Origin of the sequence: Kribbella sp. NPDC058693 (genome assembly GCF_042715335.1) — a bacterium.
GTDB lineage: Bacteria > Actinomycetota > Actinomycetes > Propionibacteriales > Kribbellaceae > Kribbella > Kribbella jiaozuonensis.
In genome coordinates this window covers 828,227-846,637 of record NZ_JBHXSQ010000002.1, presented here as the reverse complement: position 1 = coordinate 846,637, position 18,411 = coordinate 828,227, and the positions used below count along the sequence as shown (strand labels likewise).

Genomic DNA, 18,411 nt, shown 5'->3' with positions numbered 1-18,411 from the left:
CGCGCCCGGTCACTCAACCACACCCAAAATCCTTCGAAAGGGACCACCGTTGTCCATCACCTGGAACACCCGCGTCGAGACACCGTCCGACCTGGAACTGATCCGCGACATCACCCGGCTGGCGTTCGGCCGCCACTACGAGGTCGACTTCCTCGACGCCCATCGCGCCGACCCGGTCGCCTGGATTCCCGGGTTCATGATCGTCGCGACCACGACCGACGACGAGCCGGTCGCCTACGCCTTGCTCACCCGCTGCCGCATCGGCGACAAGCCGGTCCTCTCGCTCGGACCGGTCGCCGTGCTTCCGCAGTACCAGAAGCAAGGCGCCGGCGGGGCGGCCGTGCGGGCCGCGCTGGCCACGGCGCGTGATCGCGGCGAGGAGACCGTCGTCGTTCTCGGTCACGAGACGTACTACCCGCGGTTCGGATTCCGGCAGGCGACCGAGTTCGGCGTCCATCACCCGCAGTACGACGGACCGAACCTGATGGCACTCGCACTGGGCGGCCACGCCGTACCCGCCGGGGACCTCACGTACCCCGTCACCGTCTGAAATCGGGTCGCCGGAGGCCGCGCTCCAGCCTCCGGCGACCCCTGCGGTCGTCGGCGTTGAACGTTCCACTGCGAGTACGGCGAGCGGTCGTAAAAGGTTCAGTCAAACTCGCCGAATCACTTGCGCACCCACCTTGTATACATGAAACAGTCGACGGAACCGCCTACTCAGGAGCCCGCGATGACTCGTCGACTTCCGCTCTCGCTGAACCGTTTCACCTTGAGTAACCGCCGCCGGAAAGTGGCCGGGATCGGCGCTGCCGTCATCGCGCTGGCCCTGGTCGGCACGGCCTGCTCCCCGGTCGAACCCGCCGGCAACAGCAGCAGCGACAGCAGCGGCACCCAGGCGCCGGCCGGGCAGGACGTCTTCGGTGAGCCGGCCGACGCCGCGCAGGTCAAGCAGGGCGGGACACTGACCGTTGCCCTGTCCGCCGACCCGGACAAGCTCGACCCGACGCTGTCCCGCAGCCTCTACTCGCGGTACGTCTTCCACACGATGTGCGAGAAGCTGTACGACCTCGGCTCGGACGCGAAGATCGTGCCGCAGCTCGCCACCGCGCTCCCGACGATCTCGTCCGACGGCCTCAGCCTGACGATCCCGTTGAAGCAGGGCGTCAAGTTCGCCGACGGCGGCACGCTCGACTCGAACGCGGTGAAGATCTCGCTGAACCGCGACCTCACGCTCGCCGGATCCGCGCGCAAGAGTGAGCTCGGCCCGATCACTTCGATCGAGACGCCGGACCCGAAGACCGTCGTCATCAAGCTGTCGAAGCCGTTCGCCCCGCTGACGGCCGCGCTCGCCGACCGGGCCGGCATGGTCCTCAGCCCTGCAGCCGTCGCGAAGCTCGGTGCGAACTTCTCCAACGCGCCGGTCTGCGTCGGCCCGTTCAAGTTCGCCAGCCGCGTCGCGCAGAACTCGATCAAGGTCGTGAAGGACCCGCAGTACTACGACGCCGCGAAGGTCCACCTCGACGCGATCGAGTACCGGATCATCACCGACTCCAGCATCCGCTCGGCGAACCTGAAGTCCGGCGACGCTCAGGTCGCGGACTCGCTGTCCACGCAGGACACCCCGTCGCTGCAGAAGGACGACACCGTGAGCGTGCTGCAGTCACAGTCGCTCGGCTACCAGGGCCTGACGATCAACATCGGCAACTCGAGCGGCGTCGGCAATCCGCTCAAGTCGCTCGGCACTCCGCTCGCCAAGGACCCCCGGGTCCGGCAGGCGCTGGCATTGTCGATCGACCGCGAAGCGTTGGTGAAGTCGCTGTTCGGCGGTCTGAACACGGTTGCCTGCTCGCCGATCTCGCCCAAGAGCGAGTTCACGTCGGACACGGCGCAGGTCTGCCCGGCACACGATCCGGCCAAGGCGAAGCAGTTGCTGGCCGACGCGGGCGTCAAGACGCCGTACAAGGTCGAGATGGTGACGTCGAACAACCCGGACAGCCTGCGGCTCGCGCAGGCATTGCAGGGCATGGTGAAGGAGGGCGGATTCGACCTGGTGATCAAGCCGGTCGAGTACGCCGCACTGCTGGACCAGCAGGACCGTGGTGACTTCGAGCTGCTGCAGCTCGGATGGTCCGGCCGGGTCGACCCCGACGCGAACATCTTCAACTTCGTCGGCACCACCGGCAGCCAGAACGTCTCCGGCTACAGCAGCCCGGACCTCGACAAGCTCCTCACCGACGCCCGTCAGTCCACCGACCAGGCCCAGCGCGTCAAGCTGTACGGCGACGTCGTCACCAAGCTCCAGCAGGACGACCCGATCATCTACATGTACCGCCAGCGCAACCTCACCGGTGTCTCCAAGAAGCTGCTCGGCATCCAGGTCTACCCGGACGGCGTGATCCGCACAGCCTTCGCGGGGTTCGCCAAGTGAGGCGGTACCTCCTCAACCGGCTGTGGCAGAGCGTGGTGACGCTCGTACTCGCGACGATCGTGGTGTTCGTCGGAGTACGGGCGTTGCCGGGCGATCCGGCGCTGGCCCTGGCCGGCGAGGATCGGGACCCGGAGTCGTTGCGGGCGATCCGGCAGCAGTACGGGCTCGATCAGTCGTGGCTGGTGCAATTCTGGCAGTTCGTCAGTCACGCGGCGCGCGGCGATCTCGGCGAGTCGATCCGGACGGGCGCACCGGTGCGGTCGATGATCTTCAGTGCGTTGCCGGTGACCATCGAGTTGTCGGTGCTCGCGATCCTGATTGCCGGCGTCATCGGCGTCGGCGCGGGCGTCGTGGCCGCCGTACGACGCGGCGGGCCTGCCGAGTGGGCCGCGAACGGCCTTGCGTTGCTGGGCTTGTCGGTGCCGCACTTCTGGCTGGGGCTGATGGCGATCCTGTACCTGTCCGTTGCCCTCGGCCTCTTTCCCGCCTCCGGCTTCGTCCCGTTCTTCACCAACCCGATCGACAACCTGCATCACCTGATCCTGCCGGCGGTGATCCTCGGCACCGGCCTGGCCGCGGTCATCATGCGCCAGACCAGATCATCGATGCTCGACGCGCTGAGCGCCGATTACATCCGTACCGCGGAAGCCAAGGGTCTCCCGCCCAAGGCAGTGATCGGAAAGCATGCCCTGCGCAACAGCCTGATCGTCGTCGTCACGATCGTCGGCCTCCAACTCGGCGCGCTGATCTCCGGCGCCGTCGTGACCGAGCGGATCTTCGCGCTCCCCGGGTTCGGCAAACTCACCGTCGACGCCGTCTTCCAGCGCGACTACCCGGTCATCCAAGCGGTCGTCCTCGTCACCGCGACCGCGTACATCGTGATCAACCTGCTCGTCGATCTCCTGTACTCCGTCATCGATCCGCGGATCCGTGTGCGAGGTGAAGCGTGATGGCCGTCGCCGAAGCAATCGCTCCGCCGCGCAGCAACAGCCGCCGCGTGGTACGCCGGGTCTTCCGCAACCCGCTCGCGCTGACCGGCCTCGCAGTACTCGCGATCGGAGTCGTCCTCGCGGTGTTCGCGAACGTGCTCGCCCCGCACGACCCCACCCAGACGCACCTGAGCAACGCGTTCGCCCCGCCGGGGACGGCCGGGTATCTGCTCGGCACCGACGACCTCGGCCGGGACGTGCTCTCGCGGATCATGTTCGGCCTGCGGGCGTCGTTGCACGTCGGGATCCTCGCGGTCGCGTTCTCACTGGTGATCGGCGTACCGCTCGGGCTGATCGCGGGCTACTTCCGCGCGGTCGACGCACTCATCTCGCGGCTCACGGATCTCGTGCTGGCGTTCCCGTTCCTGATCCTCGCGGTCGGGCTGGCCGCGATCCGCGGGGCGAGCCTCGGCAACGCTGCCATCGCGATCGGTATCGCGCAGATCCCCGGCATGATCCGGATCGTCCGCTCGGAGACGCTGCGGCTGAAGTCGCTCGACTTCGTCGCCGCGGCGATCGTCGAGGGCGCCAGTGACGCGTGGGTGCTCGGCCGGCACATCCTGCCGAACGCGGGCTCGGCCGTCATCGTCCAGGCGACCGTCGGCATCCCGGCCGCGATCCTCGGCGAGGCCGTGCTGTCGTTCCTCGGCCTCGGCATCCAGCCGCCGGCACCGAGCCTCGGCACGATGCTGGCCGACGCGCAACAGTTCGCATCCCGGGCGCCCTGGGCCGCGGTGATGCCCGGCGTCGCGATCATGCTGCTGACGCTGGCGTTCAACATCGTCGGCGACAGCCTCCGCGACGCCCTCGACCCGAAGGCGAGCCGCCGATGACACCTGTCCTCGCAGTCAAAGATCTCTCGGTCACGTTCCGGACCGAGGACGGCCGGCTGTCCGCAGTGGACAACGTCAGCTTCGAGGTCGGCGACGGTGAAGTCCTCGCCGTGGTCGGTGAATCCGGCTGCGGCAAGAGCGTCACCGCGATGAGCATCGCCGGTCTGCTCCCCCGCACCGCGACCGTCAACGGCTCGGTCAAGCTCGACGGCACCGAGCTGATCGGCGCCGACAAGCGCACGCTCCGCTCGATCCGCGGCCGCGAGGTCGCATACATCTTCCAGGAGCCGATGACCTCGCTGAACCCGGTCTTCACCGTCGGCCACCAGATCAGCGAAGTACTGCGTACCCATGTCGGCGTCACCCGCCAAGCCGCCCAGGCCCGCGCCATCGAGCTGCTCAAGCTCGTCGGCATCCCGTCCGCGGAACGCCGGATCAGCGACTACCCGCACCAACTCTCCGGCGGCATGCGCCAACGGGTGATGATCGCGATGGCGGTCGCCTGCGATCCGAAGGTCCTGATCGCCGACGAGCCCACGACCGCGCTCGACGTCACCATCCAGGCCGGCATCCTCGACGTACTGCGGGGACTGCGCGAACGCCTCGGTACCAGCATCGTCCTCATCACGCACGACCTCGGCGTCGTCGCGGACCTCGCCGACCGGGTCGCGGTGATGTACGCCGGACGCGTGGTCGAGACGGCGGAGGTGCACGAGATCTTCGCTAGGCCGCAGCACCCGTACACGGTCGGTTTGCTCGGTGCGTCGCCCGCCGCCGGACGTCATGCCGAGACGCATCGGCTCAGCGAGATCCCCGGTCTGGTGCCGGTCCTGTCCGAGCAGCCCGACGCCTGTACGTTCGCCGACCGCTGTCCCCGGGCCGACGATTCCTGTACGGCGTCACAGCCTGAGCTCACCGCCGGCGTACATCGGGTCGCGTGCTGGCACCCGGTCCGAGAAGCCGTGGAGGTCTGATGGACGCGCTCGAAGTAGAAGACCTCGTCATGCACTTCGGACCGGTCCGTGCGGTCGACGGAGTCACACTGCGGATCCCCCAAGGCTCTGTCGTTGCATTGGTCGGTGAGAGCGGCTCAGGTAAGTCGACAGTCGGCCGGTGCATTGTCAGACTCCTCGAACCGACCGGTGGGACGGTCAGGCTTGCGGGCGCCGACATCACACACCTGTCCCGCCGTCAGCTCCGACCGCATCGCCGGGACGTCTCGATCGTCTTCCAGGACCCGGCCGGCTCGCTCGACCCTCGGTTCACCGTCGGCGACATCGTGGGTGAGCCGCTGCGGCTGATGCGTCGCAAGGAGATCCCGGCCAAGGTTCACGAGGCTCTGCGCCGCGTCGGACTGCGGCCTGAGGTCGCCCAGCGCGCACCGCACGAGTTGTCGGGTGGTCAGCGGCAGCGGGTCAGCATCGCCCGCGCACTGATCTCCGAGCCGCGACTACTGGTCGCCGACGAGCCGACGAGCGCGTTGGACGTGTCGGTGCAGGCCGCAGTACTGAATCTGCTGGCCGATCTGCAGCGTGACCTCGGCTTCGCCTGTCTCTTCATCACCCACGACCTGTCCGCGGTCGAGTACCTCGCGGACGAGGTCGCGGTGATGTACCTAGGCCAGCTCGTCGAACAAGGGCCGCGCGCTCGGATCTTCGGCAAGCCGTCCCACCCGTACACGCAGGCGCTGCTGTCCGCGGCGCCCGTACCCGATCCAGCCGAGCAGCGGGCCCGACGGCCGGTCCTGCTCGGCGACGACCTGCCGTCGGCGATCGACCCGCCGCCCGGGTGCCGCTTCCACACCAGATGCCCCGTCGCCGTGGACAAATGCCGGACAGTCGTGCCGGAGACACGCACGATCGGAGAAGGTGGACATCAAGTGGCCTGTCACCTCGTCAACGACGACGGCACCGGACCCGACGTACGACCAACAGAAGGAGTGACCCGATGACGTTCACCACCCGGCCCACGCTGCGCGGCACGTTCGGGATGGTTTCGTCCACGCACTGGCTGGCGTCGCAGTCGGCCATGCGGATCCTCGAGCTCGGCGGGAACGCGTTCGACGCGGGTGCCGCGGCCGGGTTCGTGTTGCACGTGGTCGAGCCGCACCTCAACGGGCCCGGTGGTGAGGTGCCGGCGATCATCGCGACCGCCGACGACCCCGCCCCGCGCGTGCTGTGCGGCCAAGGTGTCGCCCCGGCCGGCGCGACGATCGAGCACTACCGCTCGCTCGGCCTCGCGCTGGTTCCCGGCTCAGGTCCGCTGGCGGCCACGGTCCCCGGTGCGGTCGACGCCTGGCTGCTCCTCCTGCGTGATCACGGCACCCTGCCGCTGCGCGTCGTGCTGGAGTCGGCGATCGAGTACGCGCGCAACGGTCATCCGCTGGTGCCGCGGGTCGCCGACACGATCAGCACCGTGCAGGAGTTGTTCGAGAACCACTGGCAGACGTCGGCCGCGCTCTGGCTCAAGGACGGTCGGCCGGTGACCGGACGGTTCAGCAACGAGGGGTACGCCGCGACGCTCGAGAAGCTCGTCGTCGAAGGCGAGGCGGCCGGCGCGGACCGGCAGACGCAGATCGAGCTGGCCCGGAAGGCGTGGCGGGAAGGATTCGTCGCGGAGGCGATCGACAAGTTCTCCCGGCTGCCGCACCGCGACTCGAGCGGCGAGGACCACGCCGGGCTGATCACGGGCGATGACCTGGCCGCGTTCGAGGCGACGTGGGAGGACCCGGCGACGTACGACTGGAACGGGTACACGGTCGCGAAGACCGGTCCGTGGGGCCAGGGGCCCGGCCTGTTGCAGTCCCTGGCCGTGCTCTCGGCCCTCGGCGAGGTCGACCTGGACAGCGCCGAGGGTGTGCACACGACGGTCGAGGTGATGAAGCTGTCGTACGCGGACCGCGAGGCCTGGTACGGCGACGGCGCCGACGTACCGCTCGACACACTCCTGTCGCCTGAGTACGCCGCTGAGCGGGCGAAGCTGATCGGGTCCGACGCGTCGCTCGACCTTCGGCCCGGACGTCCGGACGGCCGCGAGCCGCGACTGCCATCGTTTGCCGTGGGCAACGAAACTGGTGACGCGACCACCGGAGAGCCGACGGTGTCGTCCGGTGGCGTGACACGCGGTGACACCTGCCACGTCGACGTGATCGACAAGTGGGGCAACATGATCTCCGCGACGCCGAGCGGTGGCTGGCTGCAGTCCTCGCCGACGATCCCGGAGCTCGGGTTCTGCCTCGGCAGCCGGGCGCAGATGTTCTGGCTGGAGGAGGGCCTGCCGGCCTCCCTCGCACCGGGCAAGCGGCCGCGCACCACGCTTACGCCGACCCTCGTACTCCGCGACGGCGACCCGCTGATGGCCTGTGGATCACCGGGTGGTGACCAGCAGGACCAGTGGCAGTTGCTGTTCCTGCTCCGGCACCTCGGCGCCGGGATCGATCTGCAGGAGGCGATCGACGCGCCCGCATGGCACACCACCGGCTTCCCGTCGTCGTTCTACCCGCGCGCGACCGAGCCGGGCGGCCTGGTGATGGAGACGCGGGTCGGCAAGGACATCCGTGACGAGCTGGTACGGCGTGGGCACGTCGTCACCGACTCGGATGCGTGGAGCCTCGGCCGGCTCTGCGCCGTACGGAAGGAAGCCGACGGGGTGCTCGCCGCAGCGGCGAACCCGCGCGGGATGCAGGGTTACGCCGTCGGACGCTGACCGAACGCTGCCTTCGCGGCCGCCTCCACGTGCAGGCGGGCGGCCGTGGTGGCGGCTTCCGCATCGCCGGCCTCGATGGCGTCGACCAGCCGGACGTGCTCCTCGGACGAGTGCGGTGCGCGCTGGGCGGCGCCGACGCGGAACACCCAGTGGACGTGGTAGTACATCGCGGACGAGATCGAGTGCAGCCAGCGGTTCTCGCTGACCTCGATCACGGCCCGGTGGAACGCGCTGTTGAGCTCGGCGACCCGGTCGAAGTCCTCGGCCTCGGTCGCCTTGCTCGCGTCGTCGATCAGCCGGCGCAACGTGGCGATCCCCTCGGCCGTCGCCCGTTCTGCCGCGAGGCCTGCGGCGAGCGTTTCGAGCTGCTCGCGGACGGCGAACAGATCGCGGACCGCGGTCTCGTCGAGGGTCGCGACGACGGCGCCGCGGCGCGGCAAGATGTGGACGAACCCCTCGGCCTCGACCACTCGGAGCGCCTCACGCACCGGATTCCGCGACACACCGAAGTCGTCCGCGAGGCGGGTTTCGGTCAGCCGCTCCCCCTGTCTGTAGTCGCCGTCGATGATCCGGCGGCGCAGTTCCGCCAGCACTTGCTCGCGCAGAGCAATGTGATCGGCACCGATCGTGCGTACGACGTTGTCTCGCCCGGCCTCGCCGTCCAGTTGCTCCACCCGTGGGCTCCTCTCCCCGTTCGCCTCTCCCCGTTCAGCCTGCGCGCCACGGTAGCCGATCAACTGACCGGCGGCACGTGATCCCGGCAGCGGGTTAGGTTGGCGACTTGAGCATTCGATTGATTGCCCTGACGGATCCCGACTACCGGCCGACCAGCCGCCGGATCGCGTGGCTGGCTGCGGAGGACGACGGTACGCCGGTCGGTTCGGCGTTCCTCCGCCTCGACAGCCGGAACAACTACTCGCAGCTGGGTGAGCTCGAGCTGACCGTGCATCCGGCCGAGCGCCGCCGCGGGATCGGGTCGCAGCTGCTCGACGCGGTCGTCGCCGGGGCGCGTGACCACGACGTACGGACGCTGCTCGTCGATGTGAACGTCGGGTCCGTCGGTGATCAGTTCCTCCAGCATCACGGCTTCGAGATCGGGCTGACGCTGATCTATACGCGGCTCGACCTGTCCGAGCCGATTCCCGACGTACCGGCGGTTCCCGGGTACCGGTTGATCTCCTGGGAGGGCGTCGTACCGGATGACCTGGTGCAGACGTTCACCGACGCGCGCACCGGGATGGACGATGCGCCCACCGGGTCGATCTCGGTCGGCGCGGATGTGTGGGACGTCGAGCGGACGCGGCACGCCGCGCAGGTGATCGCCCAACGCGGCGACCATCTCTCGGTCCTCGCAGCACTCGACGAGACCGGACAGATCGTCGGCTTCACCGAGCTCGTCGTACCGGGCGACGGGAAGGGCGACGGGCAGCACTACGGCACCGCAGTACTCCCAGCCCACCGCGGCCGCGGCCTCGCCCTGTGGATGAAGGCCGCGCAGATCCACGAGACCCGGCACGACTTCCCCGACCTCGACGGCCTGCTCACCGACACCGTCGACACCAACACACCCATGCGCCGAACCAACACCCACCTCGGCTATCGACCCGGCTACGAGGTCAATCGCCGCAAGCTGGACCTCTGACTACTGGCCCAGGATTCTCTGGACGGCAGCGGTTGTGATCGGGTGGTAACCCGGACGGGCCTTCGCAAAGACTTCAGCGGCGAACGCCCGGTCGGTGCCGGCCAGGGCTTGGTAGACCGGGAGAACGAGCTTCATGCGGCCGACCTTGGTGAGGAACTCAGCCATCTCCGCGTACGCCGCCTCGTAGCTGCTGGCGGCGACGATCTGGTACCAGCGACGCGCGATCTCGCCGTTCGCCGTACCCGTCAGACCGAACGCACGATCCAGCTGCTGCAACAGCAGCGGGCTCAGCACGTCGGGCGCCGCGTCGAGGAAGCGCAGCCACTCCTGCGTCGTCCACTGCCCGGCGCCGTGCGGCAGCTCGCCCGTCTTCAGCCACAGGTCACGCGCCTCGTCCACCACCTGGAACCGCGGCGACACCGCGCGCGCCGCGAACGCCGGGATGCCCGGCTCGTACAGCCAGGCCGCGAGCTCGTCGTCCGTCACCACGTCCGGGTGCTCGGACAGCAGGTGCTCCCGCAGGTGCTCGACGAAGTTGTCGGTGTTGATGCTCCGGAACGCGAACCGGTCGAAGTACCCGCGCAGGAACGGATCGAACACCTCGCGCGAGAACCGCTCCTCCAGCCAGGACAAGAACCACGAGCCCTTGAGCGGCCCGGTCGACGTCTTCCCGTGGTACTCCGAGCGGTGGTGCAGACCCGGCAGCTCGACAGCGAGCTCGGCCGGCGTCAGCGGGTCCAGCTTCACCACGGTCGCGTGCTGCTTGATCGCGGTCTCCATCAACGCGAACTCGGTCCCGTAGACAGCCTCGACGATCCGGTTCTCGACGTACGACGTGAAGCCCTCGTTGAGCCAGATGTCGTCCCAGCTGTCCTGCGTGACCAGGTTGCCCGACCAGCTGTGCGCGAGCTCGTGTGCGATCACGCTGACCAGCGACTTGTCCCCGATCACGACGGTCGGCGTCGCGAACGTCATCCGCGGGTTCTCCATGCCGCCGTACGGGAACGAGGGCGGCAGCACGAGCAGGTCGTACCGGCCCCAGCGGTACGGACCGAACAGCTCCTCGGTGACCCGCATCATCTCTTCGGTGTCGGAGAACTCGGTCGCCGCCTGCCGCACCGTGGCCGGCTCCGCCCACACCCCGGACCGCTCGCCGAGTGGCTCGAACACCAGGTCGCCCGCCGCGATCGCCAGCAGGTACGACGGGATCGGCTCGGGCATCACCACGTCGTACGAGCCGGTCCGGCGCGACGTCGTACCGTTGTCGGCACTCATCAGCACCATCAGCTCCGGCGGCGCGGTCACGTGCGCCGCGTAGCTGAACCGCACGCTCGGGGTGTCCTGCACCGGCACCCAGCTGCGGGCGTGGATCGCCTGCGACTGGCTGAACATGAACGGCATGACGCCGCCGGCCGTCATCGCCGGCTCGAGCCACTGCAGTCCGGTCGCGGTCGGCGCGGTCCGGTAGCTCACCTTGACCCGCGGATGTTTCGACGTCCGAATCGTCAGCGCGGCGCCGAGCTCCTTGTCGGGGACGGCGAGGCTGTACTCGAGCGGCTCCCAGCCGTCGGCCGTCTGCCCCTCGACCCCAAGGACGGTGAGGTCGCGGGTGTCCAGGACGAGGCGGTCCCCGCTGTGCGACTCTGTGTCGGTCCAGGCGAGAGTGTGCGTGGCCGAACCGGCCAGCACCTTCTCGTCGAAGTCGAGCGCGAGGTCGAGCTCGAGATGGGTGGTCCGAACCAGGGCAGGCTCGGCGTAGGAGTGGCGATCGTGCGTCACGGAAGCTCCCCGAGTGAGGCGTCCGGGGAACAGTACCCAGGTCCCGGCCCGATCGGTCGTCCGATCTGAGCCAGCCGCACCAACGTGCCAAAACCATGGTTCGGTCCTGACACCAGTTGCAAGAATGGGGGTGCCACCTAGCAGACTGTGACCATGATGACCCAGGGAAGTCCGGATCTGGTGCTGAAAAGGCGCCCGTTCGGATCCTGGCTGCTCGGTCCGGCCGACCAGAGCACGCGGCGGCTGCGGGTCCGCCTGCAGATCCTGATGACCACGTTCTCGATCGGCACGAACCTGATCGGCGCACTGGTCGTCTTCGTCCTCGCCGTCTATGTACTGCCCGGCCCGTCGCTGATCGATCGGCTCCAGCTCGCCGACGCGATCATCATCCCGGCGTACTTCGTGCTCGCGATCGCGGTCGGATGCGTCTGGAGCATGCGGCTGACCCGTCGGGTGACCCGCTGGGTGGAGCTCGAGCGACCGGCCACGCGCCGGGAGCAGATCGCCACGTTGCAGCTGCCGCTGCGGCTCACGCTCATCGAGGTGCTGCTCTGGCTGGTCGCCGCGGTGATCTTCACCGTGATGACGGTGGTCATGCAGCCGGAGAATGCGCTCCGCGTCGCCCTCACGGTCATCGACGGTGCGATCATCACCTGCTCGGTGTCGTACCTGCTGACCGAGTTCGCGCTCCGCCCGGTCGCGGCGCGAGCGCTGGCCGACTCATCGCCGCCGCGACGGCTGCTGGCGGCAGGGCTGAAGGCGCGGACGGTGTTCTTCTGGGCGGTCGGCTCCGCCGTACCGGTGGCTGGGCTGATGCTGGCCGCCGTACTCGCGCTGATCGAGGGTGATGTCACCTCGACCCGGTTGTCGGTCGTGATCCTTGCCTTGGGCATCGTGGCGCTCGGCAACGGCTGGCTGCTGACGATGCTGTCGGCGAAGTCGGTCGTGGCCCCGGTCCGGTCGGTGCGGGACGCGCTGAGTCTGATCGGCGAGGGGCGGCTCGATGTGAGCATCCCGGTCTTCGACGGCACCGAGCTGGGTTCGTTGCAGGCCGGCTTCAACCGGATGGCCGAAGGCCTGCGGGATCGCGAGCGGATCCGCGACGTCTTCGGCCGGTACGTCGGCCCGGGCGTCGTGCAGGAGGCGCTGAGCAGCGATCGCCTGGGCGGCGAGGAGCGGTACGTCGCGGTGCTGTTCGTCGACCTGGTCGGGTCGACCGAGCTGGCGATGAACCGCGCGCCGACCGAGGTCGTGCAGCTGCTCAACCGGTTCTTCGCGATCGTGGTCGACGAGGTGGATCGGCAGGGCGGGTTCGTGAACAAGTTCGCCGGCGATGCGGCGCTGGCGGTCTTCGGCGCGCCTGCCGAGCTGGCGGATCCGGCCGGGAGCGCGTTGTGCGCCGGGCGCGAGCTGGCCCGCCGGCTCGACGAGGAGTTGCCGGAGGCAATCGCCGGGATCGGCGTGACGGCCGGGATCGTGGTGGCCGGCACGGTCGGCGACGTACGGCGGCACGAGTACACCGTGATCGGCGATCCGGTGAACGAGGCAGCGCGATTGAGCGAGCTGGCGAAGGCTGCGCCGGGCCGGTTGATCGCCTCGATGGCCGCGGTCGAGCAGTCAGCGCCGGCGGAGGCTGATCAGTGGCGGACCACCGAGCAGATCACGGTGCGGGGACGGTCGGCGCCGACTCGGCTGGCTGTCCCTGATTGATCAGTTGATGCAGCAGCGCAGTGCCGTACAGCATCGCCTTGGTTTGGCGGTCGTGAGCTGCGCGGCGCTCGGCGATCGCGGTCCGCAGGGCGTCGGTGCTGCCGGTCCTTCGCAGGCCGTCGAGGACCGGCTTGATCTGCTCGAAGTAGTACCGGCCCTGGCGAAGCATGTGGATGATCCGTGCATCGCGAACCTGCTCGGGGCCGTATCTGCGGTACTTGGTGCCAGGCTCTCGCGCGGGCGCCAGCAGACCGGCCGCCTCCCAGACCCGGAGCGCCGAGGTGCGGATGCCGAGGCGGTGCGCGAGCTCTCCTACCAGCAGGGACGGGCCGGTGAGTTCGTCGACGTTCTCGGCAGCCAGCGCGGCGAGGGCCTCACTGGCGGCGTCGGTCGCGAGTCGCTGCTCGTGGAGCGCGGCGTGGGCCGCGTCGACCAACCTGTACGCAAGCGGTTCGTCGCCGTCGTGGACTGCGCGCATGATCTCAGTCGCGGTCTCGGCGCCGAAGCCGGGTGCAAGCGCGCGATACGTGAGCAGCGCCGACACATGCTCCGGTCCGTACTGCCGGTACCCGGTGTCGGACCGCGGCGCCGGTGGAAGGATCCCGGCCGCCTCGTAGTTGCGGACGAGCTGCGTCGACACCCCGGCACGGCGCGCCAGGTCAACCGGCCGCAGCCCCATGGCTCACCGGCCGCCGGAGACGTCGACCGTCGTGCCGGTCATGTACGACGAGCGCTCCGAGGCGAGGAACGCGATCACCTCCGCGACCTCCGCCGCCTTGCCGGGACGGGCCAGCGGAGGCGTCGCACCGAGTCGATCCAACCGCCCCGCCTCATGGATGTCGGTCTCGATCAGGCCGGGACGCACGCCCAGCACGCGAATGCTTTCCTTCGCGACCTCGTTGCCCAGGCCGGTCGTCAGAGCGTCGACCGCGGCCTTGCTGGCGGCGTAGTCGACGTACTCGCCGGCCGATCCGAGCACCGCCGCGCGGGACGAGACGTTGACGATCACTCCCCCAGCGCCGCCGTACGCCGTGGACATCCGACGAACCGCCGCGCCCGCGACCAGGAACGCGCTGATCGAGTTGATCCGGAACACCCGGTCGAGGCGCTCGGCGTCGTACTCCGCGACGCGCCCGCCGGGCGAGACGACACCGGCGTTGTTGATCGCCGCACCGAGCGGACCGAGCTCGGCTGTCACGGTGTCGAAGAGTCGCTCGATCTGATCCGCCTCGACGACGTCGGCCTGTACGGCGATCGCGCGCCGGCCGAGCTCCTCGCACGCCTTCACGACCCGGGCAGCCTCGTCGGCCTGCGTCCGGTAGTTGACGCCGACGTCCCAGCCGTCGGCCGCGAGGGCAACTGACGCGGCCGCGCCGATCCCGCGACTCCCACCGGTGACCAGCACGACTCCACGTCCGTCAGTCATGCGTCCTACTCTGTCACGGAGCCGGCATCTGTCACGGAGCGGCCGCTGTCACGCAGGCGGCCGGGCGAACTGGAGCTGGGTCTCGGTGTCCTCGAATCCGACCGAGCGATAGATACGGACCGCGAGGTAGTCCGGGTCCGCGACCATCACCAGCGTCCGCGCACCGGCCTCGGTCAGCCCGTACGTCGACGCGTGGTGGACGAGCGTTCCGGCCAGACCACGACCGCGGTCCTCGGGCGACGTCTGCACGGTCTGGAACCGCGCAACGCCCTTGCCGTCGAACATCAACCCCATCGAGCTCTGCAGCCGATCACCCTCGAACGCACCGAACCACTTCCCGTGGCCGGCAGCGACCAGCTCGCGCTGCGTCGCCTGCTTGCGCCGGGTGAAGTCCTCGTACGCGGCGTCGACCGTCATGTCCGCGGTGGCGAGGCTCAGGTTGAACAGCTGCGCCCAGTCGTCGTCGCTGTCCAGGAACCGGTACGTCGACTCGGTGTTCGGCCGCGGCGGCGGGACGACCCGGTCGGCGGTCATCACCACGCTCCGGTCGATCGTGAGACCGGCGGCCTTCACCTCGTCCTCGGCGCCGATCTCGCCGTCCACGCTGTCGATGCCGAGGGCAACATGTTCCGCGTCCGGGAACTCACGGCGGAAGTCGTCGACGCGGATCTTGGCGTCGTCCGGCGCGAACGGCGTGCGGTACAGCAGGAAGTTCCCCCACCAGAAGCCGGGATTGGCCGGCGTCCGCACGACGACGTACTCGCCGGTGTCGCGGAAGATGCTGCCGCCCAGCTCGAGCAGCAAGAGGTCGGTGCGGTAGCCGAGGCTCGTGATGTCCACCCGTCCATCCTCACTGCTGCGTCAATCGAGTTCCCTTGACATGCAGCCATTCGGCTGCCTATCTTTGTCATGCAGCCACACGGCTGCATGATCGACCGGGAGGCGTGATGGACGACGAGGTGTTCCGTGCGCTGGCCGATCCGAGCCGGCGGCAGCTGCTCGACATGCTCAACGCCCGTAACGGCCAGACCCTGCGCGACCTCTGCGCCGGGCTGGAGATGGCGCGGCAGTCGGTCAGCAAGCACCTCGCGATCCTGGAGACCGCGAACCTCGTCACCACGATGTGGCGCGGGCGCGAGAAGCTCCACTACCTCAACGCCGAGCCGATCAACGCGATCGCCGACCGCTGGATCACCCAGTACGACCGACGGCGGGCGCAGCTGTTCGCCGATCTCAAGACGGCTTTGGAGGCCGAACCCATGAGCGACAACGACTTCGTCTACACGACCTACATCAAGACCACGCCGGAGCGGCTCTGGCAGGCACTGACCGAGCCGAAGTTCACCGCGCAGTACTGGAACCTGTCCCACGAGACCGACTGGAAGCCCGGCTCCGAGATGGTCTGGCACATGGGCGACGTCTCGATGACCGGCCCGGGGCAGGTCGTGCTCGAGCACACGCCGTACACGCGGTTGTCGTATGCCTGGCACCACATCACGCCGGAGTTCGCGAAGGCGGTCGAACTGCCGGCCGACGTGTACGAGCAGATCAGCCGCGAGCCGCTGTCGACCGCGACGTTCGAGCTGGAGCCGGTGGACGACAAGGTGAAGCTGACCGTCATCCACAGCGGCTTCGAGCCGGACAGCGTGCTGCGAACGATGATTCAGGACGGCTGGCCGGCGGTCATCTCCGACCTGAAGTCCTTCTTGGAACTCGCCCCCGTCCGTTGATCAAGGGCGTTTGTGGATGACGAGAGGCAACACTGCGGCCGCGCCGGCCTCTCGGAGTTTGGCTGCGGCCACGGTGACCGGCCACTGGGATGAGGTGGAGTCGACCAGGAGGAGGACCGTCCGGGCTGTGATGGCTTGAGCGGTGGCCTGGTCGACCTGGAGACCGTCGCGCCAGACTCTGGCTTCCTCGGCCGACGACAGGTCGTCGGTGTAGCCGGTCCGGTCGATCGTCAGCTCGGCCCGGCCCAGCCGGCCGACGCCGGCCACATGATCGGCGATCGCGGACGTGAGCTCGCCATAACCTCCAGCGGCCACCGGCACAACGACATCCGGGCGCGCCGACCACGACCCGCGCCAGCGTGACAGCGCCGCGACCGCACCGGACTTCAGCGTCTCCACCGCGTCAGGCAACGGCGATCCGCCGAATGCACCCTGAACCACTTCACGCCACTCCGGTGCGTCGGCGTACACGATGATGCGGCCGGGCTCTGCCGACAGCGCGGGCGGGATCTTCCCGCGGGCTCCGAACGCACCGCCCGGCCACATCTTCCGTGGCTCCAGCACGTGGACCTCGCCGCGCAGCAACCGGACGATCGTCGCCACGGTCTCCGGATCGGGCCGCGACTCCAGCGGTGGCGGCAACTCCCCCAGGCACACCGAGCACCGCCCGCACGGCTCCGCCGACGGGTCGTCCAGCGACTCCTGCAGAAGTTGCATCAAGCAACGATCGCCGCGCGTGTAGGCGCGCATGATGTCGGCCTCGCGGCGCCGTACGGACACGATCCCGTCGTAGTGCTCGGCGTCGAAGCTCCAGTCCGCACCGGTCCGGACCCAGCCTCGCTCGACCCGGTCGACCGCTCCCTCCACAGCCAGCTGCTTCAGCATCAACTCGACGCGAGTACGCCGCAGACCGGTCTCCGCCTCCAACGCAGGCGCCGTCGCCGGCTCGTCCGGACCGTACCCCTCCAACGCCCGGAGCAGCCGCTGCACGTTCTCCGGCACGGGAATCGTCGCCGTCGCGAAGTAGTCCCACACGCCCGAGTCAGCATCGGACGGCAGCAACGCCACCACCGCATGGTCGATCCCGCGCCCGGCACGACCGACCTGCTGGTAGTACGACACCGGCGAAGGCGGCGAACCCACATGCACCACGAACCCGAGGTCCGGCTTGTCGTACCCCATCCCCAACGCCGACGTCGCGATCAACGCCTTCAGCTGGTTGGCCCGCAACGCATCCTCGAGGCTCTCCCGCTCCCCGGCCTCCAGCTGACCCGTGTACGCCGCGACCGGCACATCCCGACCGTGCACCTCTTGAACCACCGATGCCAGCCGCTGCGCATCCGCGACGGTCAACGCGTACACGATCCCGGACCCCGGCAACTTCGGCAGCTGATCCACGACCCAGGCAAACCGATCGAGCGGAGACAGCTTGTCCACCACCGCGAGCTGAAGACTCGCCCGGGCCAGCGGCCCACGCAGTACAAGGGTCGACTCCCCCAGCTGCTTCGCCACGTCGTCAGTCACCCGCGAGTTGGCCGTGGCTGTCGTCGCAAGCACGGGAGTCTTCGGGTTGAGCTGCTGCAGTACGTCGGACACCCGCCGATAGTCCGGCCGGAAGTCGTGTCCCCAGTCCGACACCGCGTGCGCCTCGTCGATCACCAGCAGGCCGACCTGCCCAGCCAGCCCATCGAGCACCCGCCGCCCGAACCCCGGGTTGGCCAGCCGCTCCGGCGACACCAGCAGCACGTCGATCGCGCCCGACCGCAGGTCCTGCTCGATGCCTGACCATGCGTCGATGTTGTTCGAGTTCAGCGTCGCCGCGCGCAACCCGGCCCGGCTCGCGGCCGCGACCTGATCGCGCATCAACGACAGCAGCGGCGAGACCACCAGCGTCGGACCGGCGCCCTCCGACCGTCTGATCGCGGTCGCCGCCCAGTACACGGCTGACTTGCCCCATCCGGTCGCCTGCACGACGAGCACCCGCGCAGCCGGCTCGCACAGCGCCGCGACCGCGGTCTCCTGATCCGCGCGCAGCCGAGCGTCATCACCGGCGATCGCACGAATCACATCGCCGGCGACCTTCGCGCGGTCGTCGGTCAGAGCAAACGGTCCATCGGTCTCAGCCATGCTCGAACCCTAGACGCCCGCACCCCCAGCCCGCTGAGCCCG

General features: G+C 69.0%; 16 protein-coding genes. 10 read left to right on the top strand and 6 right to left on the bottom strand.

Annotated elements, in window-relative coordinates:
- Positions 1-49: 49 nt before the first annotated feature.
- From ACFWUU_RS13655 to ACFWUU_RS13625, 7 genes are all read left to right on the top strand, one after another.
- Positions 50-550: a GNAT family N-acetyltransferase gene (locus tag ACFWUU_RS13655; RefSeq protein ID WP_380175542.1), complete on the top strand. Its 501-nt coding sequence runs from the start codon at positions 50-52 to the stop codon at positions 548-550.
- A 180-nt stretch (positions 551-730) separates the two neighbouring features.
- On the top strand, positions 731-2,428 hold the full coding sequence (locus ACFWUU_RS13650; protein WP_380175540.1) for an ABC transporter substrate-binding protein: 1,698 nt from the start codon (positions 731-733) through the stop codon (positions 2,426-2,428).
- Positions 2,425-3,378: an ABC transporter permease gene (locus ACFWUU_RS13645; RefSeq protein WP_380175538.1), complete on the top strand. Its 954-nt coding sequence runs from the start codon at positions 2,425-2,427 to the stop codon at positions 3,376-3,378. Before ACFWUU_RS13650 ends, ACFWUU_RS13645 begins: the two co-directional genes overlap by 4 nt.
- Positions 3,378-4,250 (top strand): ABC transporter permease, encoded by an 873-nt coding sequence (locus tag ACFWUU_RS13640; RefSeq protein ID WP_380175536.1) that lies wholly within the window; start codon positions 3,378-3,380, stop codon positions 4,248-4,250. Before ACFWUU_RS13645 ends, ACFWUU_RS13640 begins: the two co-directional genes overlap by 1 nt.
- Positions 4,247-5,224 (top strand): ABC transporter ATP-binding protein, encoded by a 978-nt coding sequence (locus tag ACFWUU_RS13635; RefSeq protein ID WP_380175534.1) that lies wholly within the window; start codon positions 4,247-4,249, stop codon positions 5,222-5,224. Before ACFWUU_RS13640 ends, ACFWUU_RS13635 begins: the two co-directional genes overlap by 4 nt.
- Positions 5,224-6,201, top strand: coding sequence for an ABC transporter ATP-binding protein (locus ACFWUU_RS13630; RefSeq protein WP_380175532.1), 978 nt, complete (start codon positions 5,224-5,226; stop codon positions 6,199-6,201). The genes ACFWUU_RS13635 and ACFWUU_RS13630 overlap by 1 nt, the downstream gene beginning before the upstream one ends.
- Positions 6,198-7,955 carry a gamma-glutamyltransferase family protein gene (locus ACFWUU_RS13625; protein WP_380175530.1) on the top strand — a complete coding sequence of 586 codons (1,758 nt, stop codon included), beginning with the start codon at positions 6,198-6,200 and terminating at the stop codon, positions 7,953-7,955. Before ACFWUU_RS13630 ends, ACFWUU_RS13625 begins: the two co-directional genes overlap by 4 nt.
- Here ACFWUU_RS13625 and ACFWUU_RS13620 read toward each other — a convergent pair.
- Positions 7,937-8,629: a GntR family transcriptional regulator gene (locus ACFWUU_RS13620; RefSeq protein ID WP_380175528.1), complete on the bottom strand. Its 693-nt coding sequence runs from the start codon at positions 8,627-8,629 to the stop codon at positions 7,937-7,939. The genes ACFWUU_RS13625 and ACFWUU_RS13620 overlap by 19 nt on opposite strands.
- 107 nt (positions 8,630-8,736) lie before the next feature.
- Between ACFWUU_RS13620 and ACFWUU_RS13615 the strand changes: the two genes are divergently transcribed.
- Complete coding sequence (locus tag ACFWUU_RS13615; RefSeq protein WP_380175526.1) at positions 8,737-9,597, top strand: GNAT family N-acetyltransferase; 861 nt, start codon at positions 8,737-8,739, stop codon at positions 9,595-9,597.
- Here ACFWUU_RS13615 and ACFWUU_RS13610 read toward each other — a convergent pair whose 3' ends face one another.
- Positions 9,598-11,376 (bottom strand): M1 family metallopeptidase, encoded by a 1,779-nt coding sequence (locus tag ACFWUU_RS13610; RefSeq protein WP_380175524.1) that lies wholly within the window; start codon positions 11,374-11,376, stop codon positions 9,598-9,600.
- 153 nt (positions 11,377-11,529) lie between these two features.
- On the opposite strand from ACFWUU_RS13610, the gene ACFWUU_RS13605 reads away from it, so the two are divergent.
- A complete protein-coding gene (locus tag ACFWUU_RS13605) occupies positions 11,530-13,086 on the top strand; it encodes an adenylate/guanylate cyclase domain-containing protein (RefSeq protein WP_380175522.1) in 1,557 nt (518 codons plus the stop codon).
- Here the strand turns inward: ACFWUU_RS13605 and ACFWUU_RS13600 are convergent.
- From ACFWUU_RS13600 to ACFWUU_RS13590, 3 genes are read right to left on the bottom strand one after another with little or no spacing between them, the layout of a single operon-like run.
- Positions 13,037-13,765, bottom strand: a complete 729-nt coding sequence (locus tag ACFWUU_RS13600) for a TioE family transcriptional regulator (RefSeq protein WP_380175519.1) — start codon at positions 13,763-13,765, stop codon at positions 13,037-13,039. The two genes, ACFWUU_RS13605 and ACFWUU_RS13600, sit on opposite strands and share 50 nt — an antisense overlap.
- Before the next feature lie 3 nt (positions 13,766-13,768).
- Positions 13,769-14,512: an SDR family oxidoreductase gene (locus tag ACFWUU_RS13595; RefSeq protein WP_380175516.1), complete on the bottom strand. Its 744-nt coding sequence runs from the start codon at positions 14,510-14,512 to the stop codon at positions 13,769-13,771.
- A gap of 48 nt (positions 14,513-14,560) precedes the next feature.
- Positions 14,561-15,352, bottom strand: a complete 792-nt coding sequence (locus tag ACFWUU_RS13590) for a GNAT family N-acetyltransferase (RefSeq protein WP_380175514.1) — start codon at positions 15,350-15,352, stop codon at positions 14,561-14,563.
- A gap of 107 nt (positions 15,353-15,459) precedes the next feature.
- On the opposite strand from ACFWUU_RS13590, the gene ACFWUU_RS13585 reads away from it, so the two are divergent.
- On the top strand, positions 15,460-16,242 hold the full coding sequence (locus ACFWUU_RS13585; protein WP_380175512.1) for an ArsR/SmtB family transcription factor: 783 nt from the start codon (positions 15,460-15,462) through the stop codon (positions 16,240-16,242).
- Here ACFWUU_RS13585 and ACFWUU_RS13580 read toward each other — a convergent pair whose 3' ends face one another.
- Complete coding sequence (locus ACFWUU_RS13580; RefSeq protein WP_380175510.1) at positions 16,243-18,369, bottom strand: RecQ family ATP-dependent DNA helicase; 2,127 nt, start codon at positions 18,367-18,369, stop codon at positions 16,243-16,245. It lies immediately after the preceding gene.
- Positions 18,370-18,411 lie beyond the last annotated feature (42 nt).

Coding starts and splice junctions, on each gene's coding strand:
- ACFWUU_RS13635 (WP_380175534.1), top strand. CDS start 4,247: ATGACACCTGTCCTCGCAGTCAAAGATCTCTCGGTCACGTTCCGGACC.
- ACFWUU_RS13625 (WP_380175530.1), top strand. CDS start 6,198: ATGACGTTCACCACCCGGCCCACGCTGCGCGGCACGTTCGGGATGGTT.
- ACFWUU_RS13605 (WP_380175522.1), top strand. CDS start 11,530: ATGATGACCCAGGGAAGTCCGGATCTGGTGCTGAAAAGGCGCCCGTTC.
- ACFWUU_RS13585 (WP_380175512.1), top strand. CDS start 15,460: ATGGACGACGAGGTGTTCCGTGCGCTGGCCGATCCGAGCCGGCGGCAG.
- ACFWUU_RS13580 (WP_380175510.1), bottom strand. CDS start 18,369: ATGGCTGAGACCGATGGACCGTTTGCTCTGACCGACGACCGCGCGAAG.
- ACFWUU_RS13600 (WP_380175519.1), bottom strand. CDS start 13,765: ATGGGGCTGCGGCCGGTTGACCTGGCGCGCCGTGCCGGGGTGTCGACG.
- ACFWUU_RS13650 (WP_380175540.1), top strand. CDS start 731: ATGACTCGTCGACTTCCGCTCTCGCTGAACCGTTTCACCTTGAGTAAC.
- ACFWUU_RS13630 (WP_380175532.1), top strand. CDS start 5,224: ATGGACGCGCTCGAAGTAGAAGACCTCGTCATGCACTTCGGACCGGTC.
- ACFWUU_RS13640 (WP_380175536.1), top strand. CDS start 3,378: ATGGCCGTCGCCGAAGCAATCGCTCCGCCGCGCAGCAACAGCCGCCGC.
- ACFWUU_RS13595 (WP_380175516.1), bottom strand. CDS start 14,512: ATGACTGACGGACGTGGAGTCGTGCTGGTCACCGGTGGGAGTCGCGGG.